The organism is Rhizobium sp. AB2/73 (assembly GCF_020871915.1).
Lineage (GTDB): Bacteria > Pseudomonadota > Alphaproteobacteria > Rhizobiales > Rhizobiaceae > Rhizobium > Rhizobium dioscoreae.
The window spans coordinates 1,304,395-1,325,280 of the sequence record NZ_CP067072.1 but is presented as its reverse complement, the minus strand read 5'-3'; the positions used below and the strand labels follow the sequence as shown (position 1 = coordinate 1,325,280).

Sequence of the window (20,886 nt, the reverse complement as noted above, 5' to 3'; positions counted from 1 at the left end):
TATTTCTCACGCTGAAAGAAGGGGTCAGTTAGCCATGGATAATGAAACAAGCCTCCGAAACGAGCGCAAGCGCGGCTCCGGCGTGAAGGTGGTCTATGATATCCTGAGGGACGAAATTCTGGATCTCGAATTGCCGCCGGGCAGCCCCATCGACGAGGTGCAGCTTTCCGAACGCTTCGGCATGTCGCGCACGCCGATCCGCGAGGCGCTCGTGCGGCTGGCAGGCGAGGGGTTGATCGATACGCTGCCCAACCGCTCGACTATGGTCTCGCAGATCGATTTTCTCAACATGCATAGCTATTTCGATGCGCTGGTGCTGATGTATCGGGTGACAACGCAGCTTGCCGCCAAATATCACCGTCCGGAAGATCTCGAAGGTGTGCGCGCGCTTCAGGCTGAATTCGCCGATGCCGTCGAAGCGCAGGATGCGCTCGCCATGATTTCCACCAATGCCGCGCTTCATCTCGCGATCGCCGAGGCTGGCCGCAATCCCTATTTCACCAGCCTCTTCTCGCGATTGCTGGATGAGGGCCGGCGCCTCCTGCGCCTCTATTACCAATCCTACGACGATCGTCTGCCGCGTCGTTTCGTCGAGGAGCACGATGAAATCATTGCCGCCGTCGAGGCGCGGGATACGGAACTTGCCGAGCGCCTTGCGCGCGAACATGCCGAACAGATCGTCGCCCAAATTCAGAAATTGCTGATGCGCGGGGATCGTCTCGACATCAGCCTTTGATTTGCATATTTCTTGTCGACAAAATAAATACAAAGGTATATCAATGCTGCGAAAACGGTGAGGCGCGGCGGCGAATGCTGCTGGGCTGATAGCCGATCCACCCCCGGCCCAAGAGGATAGAAAGATGAAGTCCAGCATTTTCTCCGGGGTGATCCCGGCCTTGATGACTCCGTGCAAAGCCGATCGCAGTCCCGATTTTGATGCGCTGGTGCGCAAGGGCAAGGAGTTGATCGCCGAGGGCATGTCGGCTGTGGTCTATTGCGGCTCGATGGGCGATTGGCCGCTTCTGACCGATGCCCAGCGCATGGAGGGCGTCGATCAGCTGACCAAAGCGGGCGTGCCCGTCATCGTCGGCACCGGCGCCGTCAATACGGCATCGGCCGTAGCCCACGCTGCCCATGCCCAGAAGGTCGGTGCCAAGGGGCTGATGGTCATCCCCCGCGTGCTGTCGCGCGGCTCGGTGATCGCTGCCCAAAAGGCGCATTTCAAAGCGATCCTGTCGGCCGCCCCCGATCTCCCTGCGGTCATCTACAACAGCCCCTACTATGGTTTTGCAACGCGCGCCGATCTCTTCTTCGCGCTGCGCGCCGAGCATGCCAATCTCGTCGGTTTCAAGGAGTTCGGCGGCCCGGCCGATATGCGCTATGCCGCCGAAAACATCACCAGTCGCGATGATGACGTGTCGCTGATGATCGGTGTTGACACGGCGGTCTTCCACGGTTTCGTCAATTGCGGTGCAACCGGCGCCATTACTGGCATCGGCAACGTGTTGCCGAGGGAAGTCGTTCATCTCTGCAACCTTGCCCAGGCGGCCGCCAAGGGCGACGTCGATGCGCGCCAGCGCGCGCTTGAACTTGAGCAGGCGCTTGCCGTCCTCTCTTCTTTCGATGAAGGTCCGGATTTGGTTCTCTTCTTCAAGCATATGATGGTGCTGAAGGGAGACAAGGAATATGAGCTGCACTTCAATGAAAGCGATGTCTTGAACGATAGCCAGCGCGGCTATGTCGAGACGCAGTTCAAGCTTTTCAATACTTGGTATGCCGAGTGGAGCAAGCTTCCGGGTGCCGTGGAAAAGTACAAGGCCTAAGCTCTTACGATAGTTTAGATGCAAGATTGGAGAGGCTCCGCGGGGCCTCTTTCATTATCTTCCGTCGGCCGTCACTTACATTTGGTTCAGACCACTGCGTCCAGGCCGAGTTCCTCCAGGCGATCGAGTTGCCGGATTTCCTCTGCGGTCAGCGGAATACCGTCCTTTTCCGCAAGGGCGCGAGCGGCGAAGCGACGCTGCGACGGAAGGCGCGCGCCTTGGCCGACGATTGCCTCGAACAGTATTTCGGCGCGGGCAAGCGGATTTCCGGGCCGGCCGGCCGCGAAAGCCTCCGGCGAGAAGGCGACGATGAGTTCGCCATGCCGCGGTGCAAACGCCGTCGAGCCGAGATAGTCGAGTGCCTCGCGGCTGGTGAAATCGCCGATCATGATGCCGGCCAGGAGCTCGATCATGGTGCCGATCGCCGACCCCTTGTGCCCCCCGAACGGCAGCATTGCGCCGGCCAGTGCCGCTTCCGGATCCGTGGTCGGCTGGCCCTCGGCATCGATCGCCCAGCCCTCGGGGAGGGGCTTGCCGGCGCGCCGATGCAGCTCGATCTCGCCGCGGGCGGCAACCGACGTCGCGAAGTCGAAGACGTAAGGCGGATTGTCGATGCGCGGCCAGCCGAAGGCGAAGGGGTTGGTTCCGAGGAGCGGCGCTGTACCTCCGGCGGGTGCCACCGTGGAATAGCTCGGACACATGGCAAAGGCGGCAAGGCCTCGATCCGTCAGGGCTTCCACCTCCGGCCAGAGCGCTGCGAAATGCGTGCAGTCATTGATGGCGAGTGCGGCAATGCCGAAGCGGCGAGCCCGTTCGGCAAGCACAGGCACGCCGAGCTCGAAAGCGGCATTGGAAAAGCCGCTCTTGGCGTCCACCCGCACGATGGCGGAATCCTCACGCTGTTCCAGCACCGGCACCGCATCCGGCCATGCCTTGCCGGCCTTGACCGCACGCAAGACGCCTTCGATGCGGTAGATGCCGTGCGACTTACAGGCGTCGCGTTCGCCGGCGACGATCACCCGCGCAATCGCACCGGCCTGCTGCGCATTGACGCCGGCTTTTGAAAGGATCGCTTCGACACGGCCTCGCAGCGCATCCGGTGTCAGGGTGATCACGTCAGTCAATTTCGGTTCTCCCATATTATGCTCGCTTGCATCATAGACTTGAAAATTATAAATACAAAAAGAATACAAAAAATCGACATGAGCCGCCGTGCCGTTGGGCATGTGAGGAGGAGGGATGACCATGATTTGCATGACAGCGCCCGTCCGCGATGCTTCGGATTGCGCCACCTATATCCGTCAGGGCGGGATGACCGAGATCGGCAGGCCTAATCAGATTTTCGGCAAACCGGAGCATCCGGAAATGCAGAAATCTCTCGCGTGCGTGCGTTGATGGCAAAACCGGACGTTATTGTCATCGGGGCCGGCGTCATAGGCCTATCCGCCGCGATTGCGGCTCAGTCGCGCGGTTTGAGCGTCGTTGTCGTCGACCGCGAGGGGCCGGCCGCCGGAGCTTCGGCCGGCAATGCCGGTGCCTTTGCCTTCACGGATATCCTGCCGCTGGCGTCCCCCGGCATCTTGAAGAAGGCGCCGAAATGGCTCCTCGATCCGCTGGGGCCGCTCTCGGTGCCGCCTGCCTATGCACTCAGGATCGCGCCCTGGATGTTTCGGTTCTGGCGTGCCTGCCAGCCCTCGCGCGTGGCACACTCCACGGCGGCGCAGACAAGCCTGATGGATCTTTCCAAGGCCGAACTTGAGCCTTTTCTCGCCGCGACGGAGACGCTCCCCATGCTGCGCAAGGAGGGTAATCTCCAGGTCTATGAAAGCGAGGCGGAATTCCGCGCTTCGCTGCCAGGCTGGGAGGTTCGCCGCAATCACGGCATCGAATTCCAGCATCTGAAAGCCGACGAGATGGCGGCGATCCAGCCGGGGCTGGCGTCGCGCTTCATCCTCGGCACCTTCACGCCGGGCTGGTATTCCATCGCCGATCCCAAGCTTTACACGTTGGCGCTGGCCGCGCATTTTCGCAGTCGCGGCGGCGTCATCGAGACATCGGAGATCTCGTCGCTTCGGGCGCTTCCGGTTGGGGTCGAGGTGGTGGCTGCGGATGGAAAGCTGCGCCAGGCCGGCAAGGTCGTCCTGGCCGCCGGCGCCTTCTCGCATCGGATCGCCAAAACACTAGGCGAGCACATGCCGCTCGAAACCGAGCGCGGCTACAACACGACGCTTCCGGCCGATGCCTTCGACCTGCGCACGCAGATCACCTTCGGCGGCCATGGCTTCGTCGTCAGCAAACTTTCGACCGGCATTCGTGTCGGCGGTGCGGTGGAGCTGGGCGGATTGGCCTTGCCGCCGAATTTTCGCCGTTCCGAAGCCATGCTGCAGAAGGCGCACACTTTCCTGGCCGGTCTCAAGCCGGAAGGTGGCGTGCAATGGATGGGCTTCCGGCCATCGCTGCCCGACAGCCTGCCTGCGATCGGCAACGCCAAGGCGACGCCGGACGTGATCTATGCCTTCGGCCATGGTCATCTCGGCTTGACCCAATCGGCCGGCACGGCGCGTATTGTCGCCGACCTTTTGACACGGCAGGCGCCGGCGATCGATCTGACGCCATTCTCGCCGCAACGCTTCTAATGCAAACAGACATGCCGATGTGGATTGCCACATCGGTGCTCACAATCCTCTTGCATACGGACCCACGATGAAATGAACGACACGGCATCGGCTCGCAGCATCATGGGTGGCACGGCGGAGGGCCGCGTCGTCGCCACGCAAGAAGCCCTCAGCTTCTGGGGTGGGGTCGATCCGGCCACCGGCAAGGTCATCGATATCCATCATCCGCTGCATGGCGAATGTCTCACCGGCGCAATCCTGATGATGCCTTCGAGCCGTGGCTCCTGCAGCGGCTCCGGTGTGCTGCTCGATCTCGCGCTGACAGGCCGCGCGCCGGCTGCCCTGATCTTTTGCGAAGCCGAGGATGTGCTGACGCTCGGCGCACTTGTCGCCGCCGAAATGTTCGGCCGGCGGCTGCCTGTCGTGCGGCTCCATCCAGATGCCTTTGCCCGTCTGGCGCAGGCAAAAACGGTCAAGGTCGAAACCGCTGCTATCGTGGCGGATGGCGAGACCATGCCCCTTTTACCACTTGCTATCTCCGGGCTTTCCTTGACAGAAGCCGACCGGTCCATGCTGGAGGGCGGCGAAGGCGTTGCGGCTGCTCAGGCCATGCGCATATTGACCGCCATGGCAGCTCAGCAGGGTGCCACTTCCCTTATTGACGTGACGCAGGGTCATATCGATGGCTGCATCTACGCAAGCCCGGCCAACCTGACTTTCGCCGAGAAAATGGCTGAGTTCGGCGGGCGTGTGCGGATACCTACCACCATGAATGCCATTTCGGTCGATCTCGCCAATTGGAGATCGCAGGGCGTCCCGGAGGATTTTGGCGATCCCGCCGCGCGGCTTGCGGATGCCTATGTGCGCATGGGCTGCCGCCCGACCTTCACCTGCTCTCCCTATCTGCTCGATAGCGCGCCGGGCGCCGGGGAGGCCATCGGCTGGGCGGAGTCCAATGCAGTCATCTTCGCCAACAGCGTGCTGGGCGCACGCACCGCCAAGCATCCAGATTTCCTCGATCTCTGTATTGCACTGACAGGTCGCGCGCCGCTTTCGGGCGTATATCTGGATGAAAATCGCAAGGCGACGCGTGTCCTCGACGTTGAACTTCCAGAAGGTCGTGACGATGCTTTCTGGCCGCTTATCGGCTATCTCGCCGGAAAGGCGTCTCCCGATCGCATTCCGTTGCTGCGTGGTCTTGCCGCCGGACATCCGTCACGCGACGACCTGAAGGCGCTCTGCGCTGCCTTTGGTACGACGTCTGCTGCTCCCATGCTGCATGTCGATGGCGTAACGCCGGAGGCTGTCGATGTCCTCGATCCGAATGCCGATCGCCTGACTATTACACGCGCCGACATGGCAGCCGCCTGGAAAATATTGAACGAGGGGCCGGAAGCCGTCGAGCTTGTCGCCATCGGCAGCCCGCATGCATCGCTTGCCGAATGTCATATGCTCGCCGATGCCTTTGCCGGTCGACGCCGCTTGCCTGAGGTAATGGTCATCGTCACGGCAGGACGCGATGTCATCACGGCTGCCGAGGCGGACGGGACGCTGGCGCGGTTGCGCGGCAGCGGCGTGCAGGTTTTGCCCGATCTTTGCTGGTGCTCGATCTCGGAGCCGGTCTTGCCGCCCGGCACGCGTGCGGTCATGACCAACTCGGGCAAGTATGCGCATTATGGTCCGGGCCTCAGCGGACGCGCTGTGCGCTTTGGCAGCCTTGCCGATTGTGTCGAGGCGGCTGTCGTCGGGCGCGTTGTGGCGGGGTTGCCGGATTGGCTTTGAGAGGAATGACGGTGCACTGATTTCACGCATCGCTGCGAAGTTTTCGTCCGTAAGCCTAAACGACCGTTTCACCGCCATCGACGACGAGGATTTGTCCCGTCATGTAGGAGGAGCGGTCGGAAACGAGAAAGAGGATCGGTTCGGCGATTTCCGACACATCGGCCCATCGTCCGAGCGGCACTTTCTCGGCGATGTAATCTTCAATGGCGCTGCGTCCGCCCATCTGCGTGATGAACGGCGCGTTGAACGGCGTGTCGACCCAGCCGGGGCAGAGCGCGTTGACGCGGATGCCGCACCGGGCATAGTCGCCGGCCATCTGGCGGGTCATGGCGATGACCGCGTGCTTGGAGGTGGTATAGGCGATCATCTCGCGGTCATAAAGAACGCCTGATGATGACGAGGTGTTGAGAATGACACCCTTGCCGGCCTTCTTCATGACCGGCATGACGAAGCGTGAAGCCATGAAATGCGCCCGGACATTCAGGTTCCAGGATGCGTCGAAACCGGAAACCGCGACCTCTTCCAGATTGCCTGCAACCTGAGCGCCTGCGTGATTATGCAGGATGTCGATGCGGCCATGCCGCGCGGCGATCTTTGCGACGCCGGCCTCAAGCGCCTGATCGTCCATGACGTCGACGACCAGGCTTTCGGCGCTGCCACCCGCCCCGGTAATCTGGCGCACGGTCTCCTCGCCATTTGCCAAGTCGATATCGGCGACGACCACATGCGCGCCTTCCCGCGCCATGATCAACGCGCCGGCGCGGCCGATGCCGGAGCCGGCTCCGGTGACGATTGCGACCCGATCCTTGAGTATCATGATGTTTCCCTGGTCAGTTTGTCGTTGTCTTTTCGCGCATCAGGAAACGCGCGATGAGAATGAGGAAGAGCGATGCGATCAGCACCATGGTCGCGATCGCGTTGATCTCCGGCGTGACGCCGCGGCGGATCGACGCGAAGACATAGATCGGCAGCGTCGTGTTCGATCCCGCGACGAAGAAGGCGATGATGAAATCGTCGAAGGAGAAGGTGAAGGCGAGCAGGAAGCCGGCGAGAATCGACGGCATGATCTGCGGCAACACAATCTGCCGGAACGTGGTCAGCGGCGTGGCGTAGAGGTCGCTGGAGGCTTCGACGATGTCACGGCCAAGGCTTGCAATGCGCGCCTTCACGATCATCGTCACCAGCGCCATGGTGAAGAGGCCGTGTGCCGCGATAATCGAGCCATAGCCGAGCGCGAATTTCGGAGGCTGATCGCCAGGCCAGACGGCCGCGATCAATGGGTTGATGATGCCGAAGACCTCGACCAGTGCCACCAGCGTCGCAATGCCGATGACGACACCAGGAACGACGATCGCGGCGGCAAAGAGCCCGTCGAAGACGGCGCGGGCGCGAGGACCGAGCCGCTCCAGGCCGATTGCTGCCATCGTGCCGAAGATCGCCGCAAGTGCTGCGCTGGTGAAGGCGATGATGAGGCTATTGCGCAGCGCTTCCATCAGGAAGGTATTGGACAGCGCCCGTCCGTACCATTGCGTCGAAAAGCCAGTGAATTCGCTGGCATTGCGGCCGGCGTTGAAGGAGAACAGGACGACGAGCGCGATGGGCGTATAGAGGAACAGATAGACGAAAGTAACGAGCGCGCGCATCAGACGAGATCCACCTGACGGGTACCGGCAACGCGCCAGGCAATCCGCATGGCAACCAGCAGCACGATGACGACGACGGCAACGAGCGTTACGGCGATCGCCGATCCGAACGGCCAGTTGCGCGACTGAAGGAAGAGATCGACAAGCGCATTGCCGATGAAGAACACCTTGCCGCCGCCAAGCAGCTGCGGGATCAGATATTCGCCGAGCAAGAGGATCGTCACCAGAGCAACGCCCGTCATGACGCCGGGCAAGGATAGCGGCAGCGTGATGCCGAAGAAGGTCGATATAGGCTTGGCGCCGAGATCGGCGGATGCCTCGAGCAGTCGGCGGTCGAGCTTTTCCAGGCTGACATAGATCGGCATGATCATCAGCGGCAGATAGCCATAGACGATGCCGAGCAGCACGGCACCGGGCGTGTTGATGAGCCGGACATTCTCTATGCCCAGGAATTCCAGCAGATGCGGTATGCCGCGTGCGCCGAGCAGATACATCCAGGCGTATGTGCGCACGAGCAAGCTCGTCCAAAAGGGAACGACGACCAGTGAAACGAGCAGCAGGCGGCGTTGCGGGCTCGCCTTGACGGCCAGATAATAGGCCACCGGATAGGCAACGAGCAGGCAGGCAGCCGCACCAATCGGCGCAAGGATCAACGTATTGATGAAAGCTGCCGACCGCGAGCCAAGATTGGCGAATTGCGCGAAGGTGAAAGCTGCCTGATAGCCACCTTCGGGTGCACGCTCACCAAAGGCGAAGACGATGATGGCGATGAAGGGCAGCACCAGGAAGACGAACAGCCAGATGCTTGCCGGCCCGACGAGGGCAGCGGTGACGAGGCGCCGTTTGGTGGCTGGGTTAAGGGGCATCGAGAGGTTCTTTGTCCGCCGGTGCTGGGAAGGAAGCCGATCCCTTACCGCGGTCATGGCGCAAGGGATCGAGTCGAAGAAAAGTGATCAAGCCGACTTGAAGCGTGCCATCAGTTCGGCGCGGCTCGGATCGGTAAGCGTGACGGCGGCACCGAATTCGAGCGGCGTCAGCGAGGCTTCATCCGGATAGACGATCTTGTTCGAGGTGATTTCCTTCGGCAGGAGCTCGATCACACGACTGTCGGTGGTCGGCGCGCCGTTGGCGATGTGCTCCTTCACCGCATTCTTCGGGTCCATCAGATAGTTGAGCAAGGCATAGCCTGCCGCCTTGTTGGGTGCATCCTTCGGGATCGCGTAATAGTCGGTCCAGATCTCGCCGCCATCCTTGCCGAGCACATATTCAAGCTCGGGCATGTCGCGGTTCAGCTGCGCGCCATCATTGGTCCAGCACATGGTCAGCCAGGCATCGGTCGAACGCATCGACGGCTGATAGTCGGAGTTGATGGCAAAGAGATGCGGCTTGACCTTGATCAGCAGCTCCTCGGCCTTGGCAAGCTCTTCCGGTTTGATCGAGTTGAAATCGTAGCCGAGGGAAACAAGTGCGCTGCCGATGGTGGTCAGCTGATAGTCGTGGACCATGGCGCGGCCGTCGGCCTCGGTCTGGGCGATCTCGAAGAAATCCTTCCAACTCGAAAGCTTGGTCTTTATCTTCTTGGTGTTGACCGAGAAGCCTGTCGTGCCCCAGTTCTTCGGCACGGCATAGGTCTTGCCGTCGATCTGTCCTTCCTTGGTAAAGCGCGGGCTTTCCGTTGCCTGGCTGAAGTTCGGGATCTTCGACAGATCGAGTTCCTCGATGAGGCCGAGCTTGTGATAGGTCGAAATCGTGTAGTTCGTCGGTACGTAAAGAGACCAGCCGGAGGCGCCTGCCTGCAGTTTGGCGAGCATTTCCTCGTTCGAGCCGAATACGTTGACCTCGACGGCAACGCCGGTTGCGGCCTTGAAATTCTCGAAGGTTGCAGGGTCGTGATAGTTCGGCCAAGTCGCGATCGACATCTGCGTGCCGAGTTCGCCTGCAGCATAGGCGGGTGTCGACAGCGCGCCGGGGACGCGCGACAGGACCGCCGTTGCAAGGCCGAGGCCGGTGATATTCAGAAAGTGACGACGGCTGATAGAGCCGCGCTTCAGGCGCATGAATTCGTCCATGAAGCCTTCGGCTGAAATCGGAAGATTGTCTTTGTAATCCTTGCTCATGATGCTGTTCCCTTGTTTTGGCTTATGCATTCGATGCTGGAAAGACATGGAGGGCTGTGGGGTCGAAGCCGAGGAAGACCTCTTCGCCCGGACCCACGAGATCGCTGTCGTTCATGCTGCGGCGATCCGACGTGATCAGGAAATCGCCGAGACCGGGGACGGTGACTGCGTATTCGGCTGACGAGCCCAGGAAGATGCGATGCGTCACCGTGCCCTTGAAGGACATGCCGGATGTAGCCATGTCGCGGCTGAGATGGATCGCCTCCGGGCGCAGGGCCGCAATTGCCGCGCCCGGTGCGAGGCGCTTGCCAGACGGAAGCGCCGAACCATCCGCGAGGCGAAGCGTTTCGCCATCGGCTTCCATCGTCGCCTCGATGCGATTGGTCTTGCCGACGAAATCGGCGACGAAGAGATCGGCCGGGCGATCATAGACTTCCTGCGGCGCGCCAAGCTGGCGAATGCGCCCTGCGCTCATGACGCAGACGATATCGGCCATCGACAGCGCTTCCTCCTGGTCGTGGGTGACAAGAACGAAGGTAATGCCGAGCTCGCGCTGCAGCGTCTGAAGCTCGATCTGCATGGCCGAGCGCAGTTTCTTGTCGAGGGCCGCCAGCGGTTCGTCGAGCAGGAGCACGGAGGGACGGTTGACGATGGCGCGCGCCAGCGCCACGCGTTGTTGCTGGCCGCCCGACATTTCATGGATGCGGCGCTTGGCGAAGCCGCCGAGGCGCACCATCTCGAGCGCTTCGGCAACGCGCCGGTCGATTTCGGCACCGCCGATCTTCGGTCGCATCTGCTTTAGCCCATAGGCGACATTCTGGGCGACGTTGAAATGCGGAAACAGCGCATAGTGCTGGAACACCATGTTGACCGGGCGTCGGTAGGCGGGCACGCCGTTCATCTCGCGTCCGTCGATCAGCACCGTGCCTTCGCTCGGCTGTTCAAAGCCGCCGATCATGCGCAGGCACGTCGTCTTGCCGCAACCGGAAGGCCCAAGAAGCGCCAGGAATGCGCCTTTGGGCACATTAAGATTGATGTCCGTCACGGCGGTCACGGCGCCATAGCTCTTTGTGACCGAACGGAATTCGATATCGTTCGTTGAAGCGGATGCCACGTCTGTTCCCTGCGGTTGGTCGGCAGTCTTGATCTGCCTTATTGCCACCGTCGTTAAGGAAAGAGTAAGCCCGAGCTTCTCGCGAGGTATATACCCCGAAAGAGGTATTTTCGTGCCAATTGCTTCGTGGGAGGTGTATATAGGGATTGCGCTCAAATGCGCAGGGCGGCAGAGGGGATCCGTCACATGAGCACCGACCTTGAAGGGCTGTTTGCCGCCTTCAACGCCACGATCGGCCGATCGTCGATGACGGATGCCGAATTCGGCGAGACGTTCCGTCAGATGATGGCGGCGCTGGTGCGGTTCGACTATGTGGTCGTTTTCGCCTATCGCGGCAAGGAACGGCCGATCGATCTCTACAGCACTTTCGATCCCGGGGAACACGTCGTCTTCGTCACGCTCTATCAAGCCGGTCCCTATCTGCTGGATCCCTTCTACCACACGGCGCGCAGCCGCCGCGAAGGCGTGCTCAGGATGCGGGAGCTGGCACCGGATCGCTTCTTTTCCAGCGAGTACTACCGAACCTATTATGTTCAGACCGGCTTGGCCGAGGAGATCGGCTTCTTCGTCAACGCCGACGACGACATTACGATCGTCCTCTCATTGATGCGACGCGAGAGGACCGGGGTTTTTCCGCCTGCGGAATTTGCGACGCTGAAGAAGGTCGAGCCGCTGGTCGCAAACATGGTGAGATACTATTGGTCCGGCCTCGCCTCGCGCTTCGATGCGCAATTGGCGGCGGGCAGCAGGGGACGGCGCAGGAAGGGTGAGAACGAGACCGTCCCGCCAGCGGAAGCCGTCTGGCGGGATCTCAATCTGACGAGCCGGGAGGCTGCCATCGTCGAGCTCGTTTTACAGGGGCATTCGTCGGAATCGATCGGCCTGAAGCTCAATATCTCGACGGGGACGGTGAAGGTTCACCGCCGGAACGTCTATCGCAAGCTCGGCATTTCATCCCAGACCCAGCTGCTTTCGCTCTATCTCAAGAATCTCGCCTAGTTCGGTCGAGCCTCTAGCCCGACATACGCGCACCATTTCCATCTTTCGCAAGCAGCTTCAGCCAGGGACCGCAATGGAAGAAGGTCATGAGCAGATACATCGGCACCATCCCGCCGAGCATCGAGCTGCCCTGTGTGGAACAGATCATGTCGCCGGCTGAAGCATAAGCGGATAGCACGGTCATCAGGGCGAAGCTCGGCGCGGCGGCCAAAGCCAGCAGCCGGCCGGCAATGACGGGCAGGGTAGGGGCGGTGCGGCCGCCCCTCTCACCGATTTCGGACGAGACGGACATCAGTTGGCTCCGTAGCGGTCATGGTGCCGCCACCACACGCCGGTCTCGTTGCGCCCGAGCGGCGCGCGGTCGAGCCATTGGTACATGCCCCAGAGCCCGTCGAGCCCGCGGGCATAGGACGAATAGGTATGATAGATCGCGCCGTCCTGCATCGCGAAGGCACTGACGCCAGGCCGGTCGCGCGTGTAGGTCGGGACATCCGTGCCCGTCATTGACGCCATTAGTTCGACCGGGCCTTCGCTGCCGCGCAGCTCCCATTGCTGCATCGTCTTGCCCACCTGAGCGTCGGGTATTGGCGGCTCGCGGCGATAATTATATTCGATGCCGCCGTCGCGCTGTTCCTCTGGCGTGAACCAGACATTGAAATCATGGTTGAAATCGCTGTTGGCGGAAGAAGCCCAATCGAAAGTCCAGCCCATGCGCCGCTTGAATTCCTGCAATTTCATGAGGGGTGCACGGGAGATCGCCGAAAAGGCGACATCATGATTTTCGAGGTGAACTGCGATGCCGTTGAAGCCGTCTGCGATCGACGAGCAGGATGGGCAGCCGGCCGTGTAGTCCGGTCCGAACATGAAATGATACACGAGAAGCTGCGAGCGCCCCTTGAAGAGGCCCGAGAGCGGAACGACACCCTGGTCGGTCTCAAGCCGATAGTCTTTTTCCACCTTCACCCAGGGCAATTCCTGGCGGTGTGCAGCAATTTCGTCGCTGCGCCGGGTCAGCTCTTTTTCTTGCTCCAGCAGGGAAAGCCGTGCCGAAAGCCATTCCTTGCGCGTTCCTGTCCTATGCGTCGTCATGGTTCATCTCCTCTTTGTGTCAGGTCTGTCCTTGTCGGCGCTGCATCTTGCCAGCCGATATGCGATAACTTACCGCTAGGGGCGTAAGGGGTGGGAGTTACAAGTGTGACGGGATTTCGATGGACTCGCTGATCGTCGCGGCTGCCCAGGCGCTTGCGTCAGGCGACGTCCTGGGCGCGCTGAAGCGCGTCGCGCTGCGCGATGACGCCCCGGCGCTGGCCCTGCGCGGCATCGCAATGGCGCAGCTGGGCGACCTTGCCCGCGCGAAGATGTTGCTGAAGAGTGCCGCGCGCGCCTTCGGCCCGCGCGAGGCGGTTGCCCGTGCTCGCTGCATCGTGGCCGAAGCGGAGATCGCCCTTGTCTCGCGCGACCTCGGCTGGCCCGAGAAAGCGCTGGAGACGGCACGGGCCGCTCTCGAAAAACATGGCGATCAAATCAACGCCGCCCATGCCCGTAATCTGCAGCTACGGCGTCTGCTGCTGGTCGGTCATCTGGACGAGGCAGAACGGCTGCTCGCGAAACTCGATCCGTCGCCCCTGCCACCCGCCGCAAAGGCAAGCCATGAACTGGCGGTTGCCGGCATCGCCATCCGCCGCCTGCGCATTCAGCCGGCACGCGCCGCTCTGGCGCGCGCCGAGGATGCGGCCGGCAAAGCGGGAATCCCCGCGCTTATGGTCGAGGTCCGCGATGCGGCGCGCGCGCTCGATGAGCCGGCGGCACGCCTGCTTGCGCAGGGGCGGGAAAAGCTGTTGTCGCTCGACGAAGTCGAGACGCTTCTGGCGTCCGATACCTTGGTTGTCGATGCCTGCCGCAATGTCGTGCGCAGTGGTGGAGACATCATCTCGCTTGCGAGCCGGCCGGTGCTCTTTGCCCTGGCACGCACGCTGGCCGAGGCGGCACCCGACGATGCGCCCCGGGAGCTGCTGCTTTCCCGGGCATTTCGCGCCCGTCACGCCGACGAATCCCATCGGGCCAGACTAAGGGTTGAGATTGGCAGGCTTCGCGCCGCCCTGGAGCCGCTTGCCGATATCAATGCGACACAGCACGGTTTCGCGCTGACTCCGCGAGGAAAGCGAGATGTCGTGGTGCTGGTGCCGCCTGTCGAAGTCGAGAATGCCTCGCTGCTTGCCCTGCTGTCGGATGGAGAATCCTGGTCAAGTTCGGCGCTATCGATTGCGCTCGCGATAAGTCCGCGCACGGTGCAGCGCGCGCTCGACGCACTTGCGGCGGATGGGATGGTGCAGGGCGTCGGCAACGGCCGGGCTCGCCGCTGGATGATGCCGCCGGTTCTTGACTTCCCGTCAACATTGTTACTCCCGGGACCGCTGCCGAGCGACTAAGCTTTTGCATCATCGACACTCAATCAATCCTGACTGGAGGATGCATCCATGAAGAAATCCCAAGCGGAAATCATTCGCGAATACGGCCCCTTCGACAATGCGCCGCGTGTAAACGGCGTCACTTTCGACGGGCAGCACGTCTGGTTCGCCTCCGGCGACAAGCTGCATGCCCTGAACCCGGAAAGCGGAGAGCAGGTGCGCACGATCGACGTCGCCTCGCACGCTGGCACCGCTTTCGATGGGCACCATCTCTATCAGATCGCCGAGGACAAGATTCATAAGGTCGATCCTGGAACGGGCAATATTCTCTCCACCATTCCCGCACCGGGCAATGGCGGTGATTCAGGTCTTGCCTGGAGCGACGGCAGTCTCTGGGTTGGGCAGCATCGCGGCCGCAAGATCTACGAGATAGACCCGGAGACCGGCGCCGTCCGCCGAACCATCGAATCCAACCGTATCGTCACCGGCGTGACATGGGTGGATGGCGAGCTATGGCACGGCACCTGGGAGGGCGACGAAAGCGATGTCCGCCGCGTCGATCCGGTGACCGGCGAAGTTTTGGAGCGGCTCGAAATGCCGGAGGGTACCGGCGTCTCGGGGCTGGAATCCGATGGCAAGGACCGTTTCTATGCCGGTGGCGGCGGCAGCGGCAAAGTGCGAGCTATCCGCCGTCCGCACTGAGTGGCGGCAACGAAGACGTCCTGCGCCTGGAATCGGTCGATCGATCCCAGGCGCTCGGTTTGGAAAGAGTTGACTTACGTCTCCGGCTTGAAAGATTGCATCCGGATCACGGCCGGATAGCGCGACTTTGAAGTTCGACGAGCCATAAACGGAGCTCCGGGCTAGATCTTGCGATCGCCATCCCACCCATTTTGAACCAACCGCAATGCCATGCGTTTCCAACATGGAAGCCATGCCTTGCCGGCCCCGGCTTTCATTGCCATATTTCACTTACCAACCGCATTTCAATCATTCCAAGTTGCGAGCCGCGCCGATCCTGACGGATGTCGTGAATGGTCGGGCGCGCCAAGGAGAAGTCATGAGTGAGATCACGAAAAGTCTTGGCGAAATGAACTTGCAGGAGCGCGCCGATCTTATGGCGGCCGTCGCGGACGTACTGCAAGCCACCGCCGAAGAGGCCGAGGAGGATGGCGATGCGCTCGCCGTCACCAATTCGCTGTTCCTGGCATGTAATCTGCGCGGCTGTTCGTCCGATCTTGGCCCAGACGATCTGAAAGCGGCCGAACTGCTGCTGGAGCAGGGGATTACCTTCATTCACCTGCTGAACGGGCGCAAGAAAGGCCGTACGCTGGTACATTGACGGTTGCGGCCGACGAAGGTCGAACCCCACCCGCTTGTCAGGTTGAAAACGGCCTAGAACGGTTCAGCTCTTCACGGAACCTCCGAACCGCTCTATCTCTTTGTTGTCTCGTAATTCCGGACGGAAAACCGCTACGCACTTTTCCTGGAATTGCCCTAGGTGGCGAAGCAGTCAGAAAATGCCGTGGAGTGTTAAAAGCTCCAGGCGGAACATCATGGTCCCGCCCTTCCAGTTCGGTTGAGCTTGTGTCGGCAGGAACCGTTCCGCCGCGCCGGCTATTTCAATCTTCCTGAATGGCGCTGTCTCTGGCCGTATCCCGCATGAAGAGATAGACGATGAGCGAAATGCCGATCATCGCGGTCACGTACCAATAGAAACCCTGTTCCCAGCCGCTGCTCTTGAATTTCAGCGCCACGAATTCGGCTGTGCCGCCGAATAGCGTATTGGCAAGAGCATAGGGTAACGCGACGCCGAGAGCTCTGATATGAGCAGGAAACAGTTCCGCCTTCACGACGGCATTGATCGATGTGTAGCCGGTGACGATGACCAGTGCTCCCATGACGAGCAGCCCGGCGAGGAATGGATCCTTCGTGGTTTCGAGCGCCGAGAAGATCGGATAGGTAAACAGCACACCGCAGAGACCGAAACCGATCATCAGCGGCTTGCGGCCGATCTTGTCGGAGAGACCACCTGCAATCGGCTGCAGCAGCATGAAAATGAACAGCGTGATTGCGTTTATCTCGCTTGACGTTTCCCGGCTGAACCCCGAGGTGTTGACCAGGAATTTCTGCATGTAGATCGAATAGGCGTAGAAGGCGAGCGTTCCCCCAGCCGTTAGCAGCATGACGAGCGCGGTTTCCTTGGGGTGCCGGGTGATAAGCATCCAGAAGCCGGATTTTTGTGTCTCGCTTGCGCGTACATTTTTGAAGCTTTCGGTTTCTGCCAGGCCGCGGCGCAGCCAGAAGACCACGACTGCAAGCGCTGCTCCCATGAAGAAGGGAATGCGCCATCCCCAGGCATTCAGCGCTTCCGTCGTCATCGCGGCCTGCAACAGGATCAACAGGGCGATGGCAAGAAGCTGGCCCGAGATCAGCGTGACATACTGAAAGGACGAGAAGAAGCCGCGACGCTGGCGGCCGGCCATCTCGGAGAGGTAGGTGGCCGAGGCGCCATACTCGCCACCGACGGATAGACCCTGCATCAGACGGGCGAGAACGAGGAGTGCCGGTGCCAGCACGCCGATGGTCTCATATCCCGGCGTCAGCGCGATGATTAGCGACCCCGCACACATCAGCGTCACCGAAAGGGCGAGGCCGGCTTTGCGGCCCTTGCGGTCGGCGTAGAGCCCCATGATCCAGGCGCCGATCGGCCGCATGACGAAGCCGACGGCAAAGACAGCCGCCGAATTCAACAGTTGCGCCGTCTGGTCGCCGGCGGGGAAGAAATGCGGCGCGAAGTAGAGCGCGAATGCCGCATAGACATACCAGTCGAACCATTCGACCAGATTGCCGGTGGAACCGCCGATGATCGATTTCAGGCGTTGACGCCGCGCGGCTGCTTCCGTCGCCGCCGTCGTCGTGATGGTATCTTCTAATGTATTCAGCATTGTTCCTCTCCTCCCGTTCTCACTTCGGATCGCCGTTACGCGGCGATGACGCAGCAAACGACAGTTTGTCAGGAGAGCCCTATGAATTTCGGCGGCTGGCGGTCGGCATTCAGGCGGTATCGGCAATGCCATTGCCCGACCCAGCAGCCGACTGTTCTGCGTATTGAAGGTCCACTCTCCCAGTAATCCTATTGATAAGTGAGAAAGTCGCGAGCTGCGAGATTTAAGAGAGTTCAGGATATTCTATTGATATAACTCACTTTTCCTCGGACGTACTGCCGATTGTGGGGATGTGGTGCGCAAGATTTTGCATGACTATTTCGGAGTTTGTGCAATATTCTGCACATATGAGGGGATCGAGTCTGAAGCGAATTGTGCTGTTGGTGGTGGCCAGTTTGGCCGCTGCCGCGGCCATTTGGTGTTCGGCCCTTTTGCTGGCGCGTCAGGATGCGCTTAGGCGGCTGGATGCGGAGGCGAACGGGCTCGCGGTCCAGCACATTCGCCTGCTTGACAGTGAGCTGGCGCGGTTCCGGCTTCTTCCAATTGTGCTCGGCGAATATCGCGATCTCGGCGAGGCGCTTGCTAGCCCCACGACGGATGCTGCCCGGCGGCTTGATGAAAAGCTCGGTTTCCTGGCGCGGGAAACCGGCGCCTATATTATTTATCTCGTCGATCAGAAGGGGCTTGTCATTTCCGCGTCGAATGCGGGGACCGAAGATAGTTTCGTTGGCAAGAACTTCAGCTTCCGCCCCTATTTTTCCGAGGCGCTGAAAGACGGCACGGCGGAATATTACGGCGCTGGAGCCATAAGCGGCCGGCCGGGCCTGTTTCTGGCCCGCAGGGTCGGCGATGCCGCGGCTCCCACGGGAGTCGTGGTCGTCAAATTCGAGTTCGATGCGGTATCGCGGATTTGGGCCAACGACCCAGGAAAAACGTTTGTGGTCGACGAGCATCAGATCATTCTCGCCGCGTCCGAGCCGTCACAGGTGCTGACGACGCTTGTACCTCTGTCGCCCGAGGTTCGCGACGGCATCGCCGCAAGCGGTCGATATCGCGACGCCGCCCTTGGGCAGGGAAATTATCTCGCCGAGGATGCCGGTCGCATACGCGGTCCACGAGGTCGGATCATGATCGCTGCCGAGCAGCCGGTGGGCGGGACACATTTGCGTCTCCTGCATCTTCTCGACACCCGCGCGGCGCTGCAGGAGGCACAGGCGCGCGTCTGGCTGCTGGCTTTACCCGTCATCGTCGGTTTGGCCGTCGTTGCTGCTGCGATCTGGTGGCGGATGACCCGGGCGGTCAGGGCAGCGGCTGATCGGCGAGCGCTTGAGGAGGCCGTCGCCGCACGCACGGCCGAACTGCACGAGGAGATGGCTGAACGTGCGCGCGCCGAGGATCGATATCGCGATGCACGGGAGGAACTTGCCCAGGCGAACCGGCTTGCTTCCGTCGGTTCGATCACGGCGGGGTTGATGCATGAGATCAATCAGCCTGTCGCGACCATCCGCACCCTTGCCGAGAATGCGCGTCACCATCTCGCGGCCAATCGTCTCGATCGCGTTGGCGCCAATCTCGATGCCGCGGTCGAGGTGACGGCGCGTATCGGGACGATTACGCAGGAGATGCGACGGTTTTCGCGCAGGGGGCGGCGCGCAGCAGCAGCGGAACCGCTCGATGCCATCATCGCGGGCGCCTTGCTGCTGGTGGGGAATCGATTTCGCAAAGCCGGCGTGCGGCTGGATCTGCCGGCGAAAGGGCTGCCGCATGTGCTTGCCGAGCGGGTGCGGCTGGAGCAGGTCATCGTCAATCTGCTGCAGAACGCTATCGATGCGGTTGCCGGTATCAAGGATCCGCATGTTGCGCTGCTCGTGGACGCCGCCGGAAAGGATATGGTGAAACTGACCGTCGCCGATAATGGCCCCGGCATCGATCCGGCATTGGCCAAGGAGATATTCCGTCCGTTCGTTACCGGCAAGCCCGATGGGCTTGGTCTCGGGCTCGGGATTGCGCAGGACATCATGAACGATCTCGGCGGATCGTTGACCATCGGCCCTTCGCCGCTCGGTGGCGCGGCTTTCATAATGACGATGAGGCGAGCATGACTCTGGAAGCGTCGCAGAAAATTCTTCTGGTCGAGGATGACGGCCCCTTCAATGCCGCACTCGCCGATTCTTTCGCCATAGCAGGCTTCGACGTGGAGACACATGGTGACGGGCAATCTGCGTTGGCAAGTCTTGCAACCGCATTGCCCGGTGTGATCGTCAGCGATATCCGCCTGCCGCGCATTGATGGGCACGATCTGCTGGAGGCCGTGCTGGCGCGTGATCCGGATTTGCCCGTTATCCTGATGACCGGCCACGGCGATATCGCCATGGCGGTCGGCGCGCTGAAACAGGGCGCCTACGATTTCATTGCCAAGCCCTTTGCCACCGATCACCTGATCGCATCCGTGCGCCGGGCGCTGGAGACGCGCCGCCTGGTGCTGGAAAACCGGCGTTTGCGACAAGCAGCCGCAGAGGCGGAGGACGCAGCGCCGCTTCTCGGCCAGACGGCGGTCATGGCACGGTTGCGCGAGACGATCCGCCAGGTCGCAAATGCCGACGTGGATGTTTTGATCGAAGGCGAAACGGGGACCGGCAAGGAACTCGTGGCTCGGCTCATCCATCGCTGGAGCAGGCGGCGTGCGCGCAGCTTCGTCTCGGTCGATTGTGCCTCCTTGCCGGACGCGATCGCCGACGAGGTCCTGTTCGGAAACCGCGTCCGGCGCGGACGCATTGCCGAGGCAGATCGCGGCACGCTGTTTCTCGACGAGATCGACAGCATGTCACCCATGCTGCAGGGACGGCTTCTGCGCGTTGCCGAGGAACGCGAGCTGCCTTCGGTGAGCGGCGAGTCGACCCCTGTCGATCTTCGCATTGTCGCTGCGACGAAGAACGATCCGCATGGCTCGGTGGCTGAAAACCGCGTTCGCGCCGATCTGCTATATCGATTGGAAACCGTGCGGATCCGTATTCCGCCCCTGCGGGAGCGACGCGCTGATATCGGCCTGTTGTTCAGCGCCTTCCTCGACGAGGCCGCCCGCCTGCACGGCGTGCCGCGTCCGCCCATCGATGCCGCGATGGAGGCGCGATTTTTAACCGACGATTGGCTGGGCAATGTCCGGGAGCTGCGCAATTATGCGACCCAAGTGGCGCTTGGCCTTGCCTCCGCTCGCAGCCAACCTTCCGTGGAGCTCGGCCTCTCCGATCAGATGGATCACTTCGAGGCAAACATTCTGCGGGCCGCGCTGGAGAGATATGAGGGGGATATTTCCCAGGTTGCGCAGGCGCTCAAACTGCCGCGCCGAAGTCTCTATGCCCGTCTGCAACGTCACGGCATCAATCCATCGACCTACCGTAAGTGAGATCAGTCGCAAGTCGAGAGTGAGAGGGCGAGTA

20 protein-coding genes are annotated in these 20,886 nt (G+C 61.3%); 11 read left to right on the top strand and 9 right to left on the bottom strand.

Annotation, left to right across the window (positions count from 1 at the left end; translation table 11 throughout):
* The first annotated feature begins 34 nt into the window (after positions 1 to 34).
* Positions 35 to 736 (top strand): GntR family transcriptional regulator, encoded by a 702-nt coding sequence (locus tag I8E17_RS25850; RefSeq protein ID WP_069610186.1) that lies wholly within the window; start codon positions 35 to 37, stop codon positions 734 to 736.
* A gap of 124 nt (positions 737 to 860) precedes the next feature.
* Positions 861 to 1,823, top strand: coding sequence for a dihydrodipicolinate synthase family protein (locus I8E17_RS25845; protein WP_069610185.1), 963 nt, complete (start codon positions 861 to 863; stop codon positions 1,821 to 1,823).
* Between the two features lie 86 nt (positions 1,824 to 1,909).
* Here the strand turns inward: I8E17_RS25845 and I8E17_RS25840 are convergent, their stop codons facing one another.
* Positions 1,910 to 2,947: an Ldh family oxidoreductase gene (locus tag I8E17_RS25840; RefSeq protein WP_069610451.1), complete on the bottom strand. Its 1,038-nt coding sequence runs from the start codon at positions 2,945 to 2,947 to the stop codon at positions 1,910 to 1,912.
* A 115-nt stretch (positions 2,948 to 3,062) separates the two neighbouring features.
* Here I8E17_RS25840 and I8E17_RS25835 point away from each other — a divergent pair, with 115 nt between their 5' ends.
* From I8E17_RS25835 to I8E17_RS25825, 3 genes are all read left to right on the top strand, one after another.
* Positions 3,063 to 3,218, top strand: a complete 156-nt coding sequence (locus I8E17_RS25835) for a hypothetical protein (protein WP_162750877.1) — start codon at positions 3,063 to 3,065, stop codon at positions 3,216 to 3,218.
* Positions 3,218 to 4,459, top strand: coding sequence for an FAD-binding oxidoreductase (locus I8E17_RS25830; protein ID WP_069610184.1), 1,242 nt, complete (start codon positions 3,218 to 3,220; stop codon positions 4,457 to 4,459). The genes I8E17_RS25835 and I8E17_RS25830 overlap by 1 nt, the downstream gene beginning before the upstream one ends.
* A gap of 72 nt (positions 4,460 to 4,531) precedes the next feature.
* Positions 4,532 to 6,220 carry an aconitase X gene (locus I8E17_RS25825; RefSeq protein ID WP_069610183.1) on the top strand — a complete coding sequence of 563 codons (1,689 nt, stop codon included), beginning with the start codon at positions 4,532 to 4,534 and terminating at the stop codon, positions 6,218 to 6,220.
* Between the two features lie 55 nt (positions 6,221 to 6,275).
* On the opposite strand, the gene I8E17_RS25820 is transcribed toward I8E17_RS25825, so the two are convergent.
* The 5 genes from I8E17_RS25820 to I8E17_RS25800 all read right to left on the bottom strand — a co-directional run bounded on the left by I8E17_RS25820 (position 6,276) and on the right by I8E17_RS25800 (position 11,094).
* Positions 6,276 to 7,037, bottom strand: a complete 762-nt coding sequence (locus tag I8E17_RS25820; RefSeq protein ID WP_113366206.1) for an SDR family oxidoreductase — start codon at positions 7,035 to 7,037, stop codon at positions 6,276 to 6,278.
* Between the two features lie 13 nt (positions 7,038 to 7,050).
* Positions 7,051 to 7,863, bottom strand: a complete 813-nt coding sequence (locus I8E17_RS25815) for an ABC transporter permease (RefSeq protein ID WP_069610181.1) — start codon at positions 7,861 to 7,863, stop codon at positions 7,051 to 7,053.
* Complete coding sequence (locus tag I8E17_RS25810) at positions 7,863 to 8,729, bottom strand: ABC transporter permease (RefSeq protein ID WP_069610180.1); 867 nt, start codon at positions 8,727 to 8,729, stop codon at positions 7,863 to 7,865. The genes I8E17_RS25815 and I8E17_RS25810 overlap by 1 nt, the downstream gene beginning before the upstream one ends.
* 87 nt (positions 8,730 to 8,816) lie before the next feature.
* Positions 8,817 to 9,980: a spermidine/putrescine ABC transporter substrate-binding protein gene (locus tag I8E17_RS25805; RefSeq protein WP_069610179.1), complete on the bottom strand. Its 1,164-nt coding sequence runs from the start codon at positions 9,978 to 9,980 to the stop codon at positions 8,817 to 8,819.
* A 22-nt stretch (positions 9,981 to 10,002) separates the two neighbouring features.
* Positions 10,003 to 11,094, bottom strand: a complete 1,092-nt coding sequence (locus I8E17_RS25800) for an ABC transporter ATP-binding protein (RefSeq protein WP_069610178.1) — start codon at positions 11,092 to 11,094, stop codon at positions 10,003 to 10,005.
* 186 nt (positions 11,095 to 11,280) lie between these two features.
* Between I8E17_RS25800 and I8E17_RS25795 the strand changes: the two genes are divergently transcribed.
* A complete protein-coding gene (locus tag I8E17_RS25795; RefSeq protein WP_069610177.1) occupies positions 11,281 to 12,093 on the top strand; it encodes a LuxR family transcriptional regulator in 813 nt (270 codons plus the stop codon).
* 13 nt (positions 12,094 to 12,106) lie between these two features.
* Here I8E17_RS25795 and I8E17_RS25790 read toward each other — a convergent pair whose 3' ends face one another.
* Positions 12,107 to 12,385: a hypothetical protein gene (locus tag I8E17_RS25790; RefSeq protein WP_069610176.1), complete on the bottom strand. Its 279-nt coding sequence runs from the start codon at positions 12,383 to 12,385 to the stop codon at positions 12,107 to 12,109.
* Complete coding sequence (locus I8E17_RS25785; RefSeq protein WP_069610175.1) at positions 12,385 to 13,182, bottom strand: thioredoxin family protein; 798 nt, start codon at positions 13,180 to 13,182, stop codon at positions 12,385 to 12,387. Before I8E17_RS25785 ends, I8E17_RS25790 begins: the two co-directional genes overlap by 1 nt.
* A gap of 119 nt (positions 13,183 to 13,301) precedes the next feature.
* Here I8E17_RS25785 and I8E17_RS25780 point away from each other — a divergent pair, with 119 nt between their 5' ends.
* The 3 genes from I8E17_RS25780 (at position 13,302) to I8E17_RS25770 (ending at position 15,843) form a co-directional block, all read left to right on the top strand.
* Complete coding sequence (locus tag I8E17_RS25780) at positions 13,302 to 14,522, top strand: DNA-binding protein (RefSeq protein WP_069610174.1); 1,221 nt, start codon at positions 13,302 to 13,304, stop codon at positions 14,520 to 14,522.
* A gap of 48 nt (positions 14,523 to 14,570) precedes the next feature.
* Positions 14,571 to 15,203 (top strand): PQQ-binding-like beta-propeller repeat protein, encoded by a 633-nt coding sequence (locus I8E17_RS25775; protein WP_069610173.1) that lies wholly within the window; start codon positions 14,571 to 14,573, stop codon positions 15,201 to 15,203.
* A 358-nt stretch (positions 15,204 to 15,561) separates the two neighbouring features.
* Positions 15,562 to 15,843 carry a hypothetical protein gene (locus I8E17_RS25770; protein ID WP_069610172.1) on the top strand — a complete coding sequence of 94 codons (282 nt, stop codon included), beginning with the start codon at positions 15,562 to 15,564 and terminating at the stop codon, positions 15,841 to 15,843.
* Between the two features lie 280 nt (positions 15,844 to 16,123).
* Here I8E17_RS25770 and I8E17_RS25765 read toward each other — a convergent pair whose 3' ends face one another.
* Positions 16,124 to 17,449, bottom strand: coding sequence for an MFS transporter (locus I8E17_RS25765; protein ID WP_069610171.1), 1,326 nt, complete (start codon positions 17,447 to 17,449; stop codon positions 16,124 to 16,126).
* Between the two features lie 386 nt (positions 17,450 to 17,835).
* On the opposite strand from I8E17_RS25765, the gene I8E17_RS25760 reads away from it, so the two are divergent.
* Positions 17,836 to 19,551 (top strand): ATP-binding protein, encoded by a 1,716-nt coding sequence (locus I8E17_RS25760; protein WP_229002193.1) that lies wholly within the window; start codon positions 17,836 to 17,838, stop codon positions 19,549 to 19,551.
* Positions 19,548 to 20,852 carry a sigma-54 dependent transcriptional regulator gene (locus I8E17_RS25755; RefSeq protein ID WP_069610169.1) on the top strand — a complete coding sequence of 435 codons (1,305 nt, stop codon included), beginning with the start codon at positions 19,548 to 19,550 and terminating at the stop codon, positions 20,850 to 20,852. The genes I8E17_RS25760 and I8E17_RS25755 overlap by 4 nt, the downstream gene beginning before the upstream one ends.
* Positions 20,853 to 20,886 lie beyond the last annotated feature (34 nt).

Coding starts and splice junctions, on each gene's coding strand:
- I8E17_RS25850 (WP_069610186.1), top strand. CDS start 35: ATGGATAATGAAACAAGCCTCCGAAACGAGCGCAAGCGCGGCTCCGGC.
- I8E17_RS25845 (WP_069610185.1), top strand. CDS start 861: ATGAAGTCCAGCATTTTCTCCGGGGTGATCCCGGCCTTGATGACTCCG.
- I8E17_RS25835 (WP_162750877.1), top strand. CDS start 3,063: ATGACCATGATTTGCATGACAGCGCCCGTCCGCGATGCTTCGGATTGC.
- I8E17_RS25830 (WP_069610184.1), top strand. CDS start 3,218: ATGGCAAAACCGGACGTTATTGTCATCGGGGCCGGCGTCATAGGCCTA.
- I8E17_RS25825 (WP_069610183.1), top strand. CDS start 4,532: ATGAACGACACGGCATCGGCTCGCAGCATCATGGGTGGCACGGCGGAG.
- I8E17_RS25820 (WP_113366206.1), bottom strand. CDS start 7,037: ATGATACTCAAGGATCGGGTCGCAATCGTCACCGGAGCCGGCTCCGGC.
- I8E17_RS25815 (WP_069610181.1), bottom strand. CDS start 7,863: ATGCGCGCGCTCGTTACTTTCGTCTATCTGTTCCTCTATACGCCCATC.
- I8E17_RS25810 (WP_069610180.1), bottom strand. CDS start 8,729: ATGCCCCTTAACCCAGCCACCAAACGGCGCCTCGTCACCGCTGCCCTC.
- I8E17_RS25805 (WP_069610179.1), bottom strand. CDS start 9,980: ATGAGCAAGGATTACAAAGACAATCTTCCGATTTCAGCCGAAGGCTTC.
- I8E17_RS25795 (WP_069610177.1), top strand. CDS start 11,281: ATGAGCACCGACCTTGAAGGGCTGTTTGCCGCCTTCAACGCCACGATC.
- I8E17_RS25790 (WP_069610176.1), bottom strand. CDS start 12,385: ATGTCCGTCTCGTCCGAAATCGGTGAGAGGGGCGGCCGCACCGCCCCT.
- I8E17_RS25785 (WP_069610175.1), bottom strand. CDS start 13,182: ATGACGACGCATAGGACAGGAACGCGCAAGGAATGGCTTTCGGCACGG.
- I8E17_RS25780 (WP_069610174.1), top strand. CDS start 13,302: ATGGACTCGCTGATCGTCGCGGCTGCCCAGGCGCTTGCGTCAGGCGAC.
- I8E17_RS25775 (WP_069610173.1), top strand. CDS start 14,571: ATGAAGAAATCCCAAGCGGAAATCATTCGCGAATACGGCCCCTTCGAC.
- I8E17_RS25770 (WP_069610172.1), top strand. CDS start 15,562: ATGAGTGAGATCACGAAAAGTCTTGGCGAAATGAACTTGCAGGAGCGC.
- I8E17_RS25765 (WP_069610171.1), bottom strand. CDS start 17,449: ATGCTGAATACATTAGAAGATACCATCACGACGACGGCGGCGACGGAA.
- I8E17_RS25755 (WP_069610169.1), top strand. CDS start 19,548: ATGACTCTGGAAGCGTCGCAGAAAATTCTTCTGGTCGAGGATGACGGC.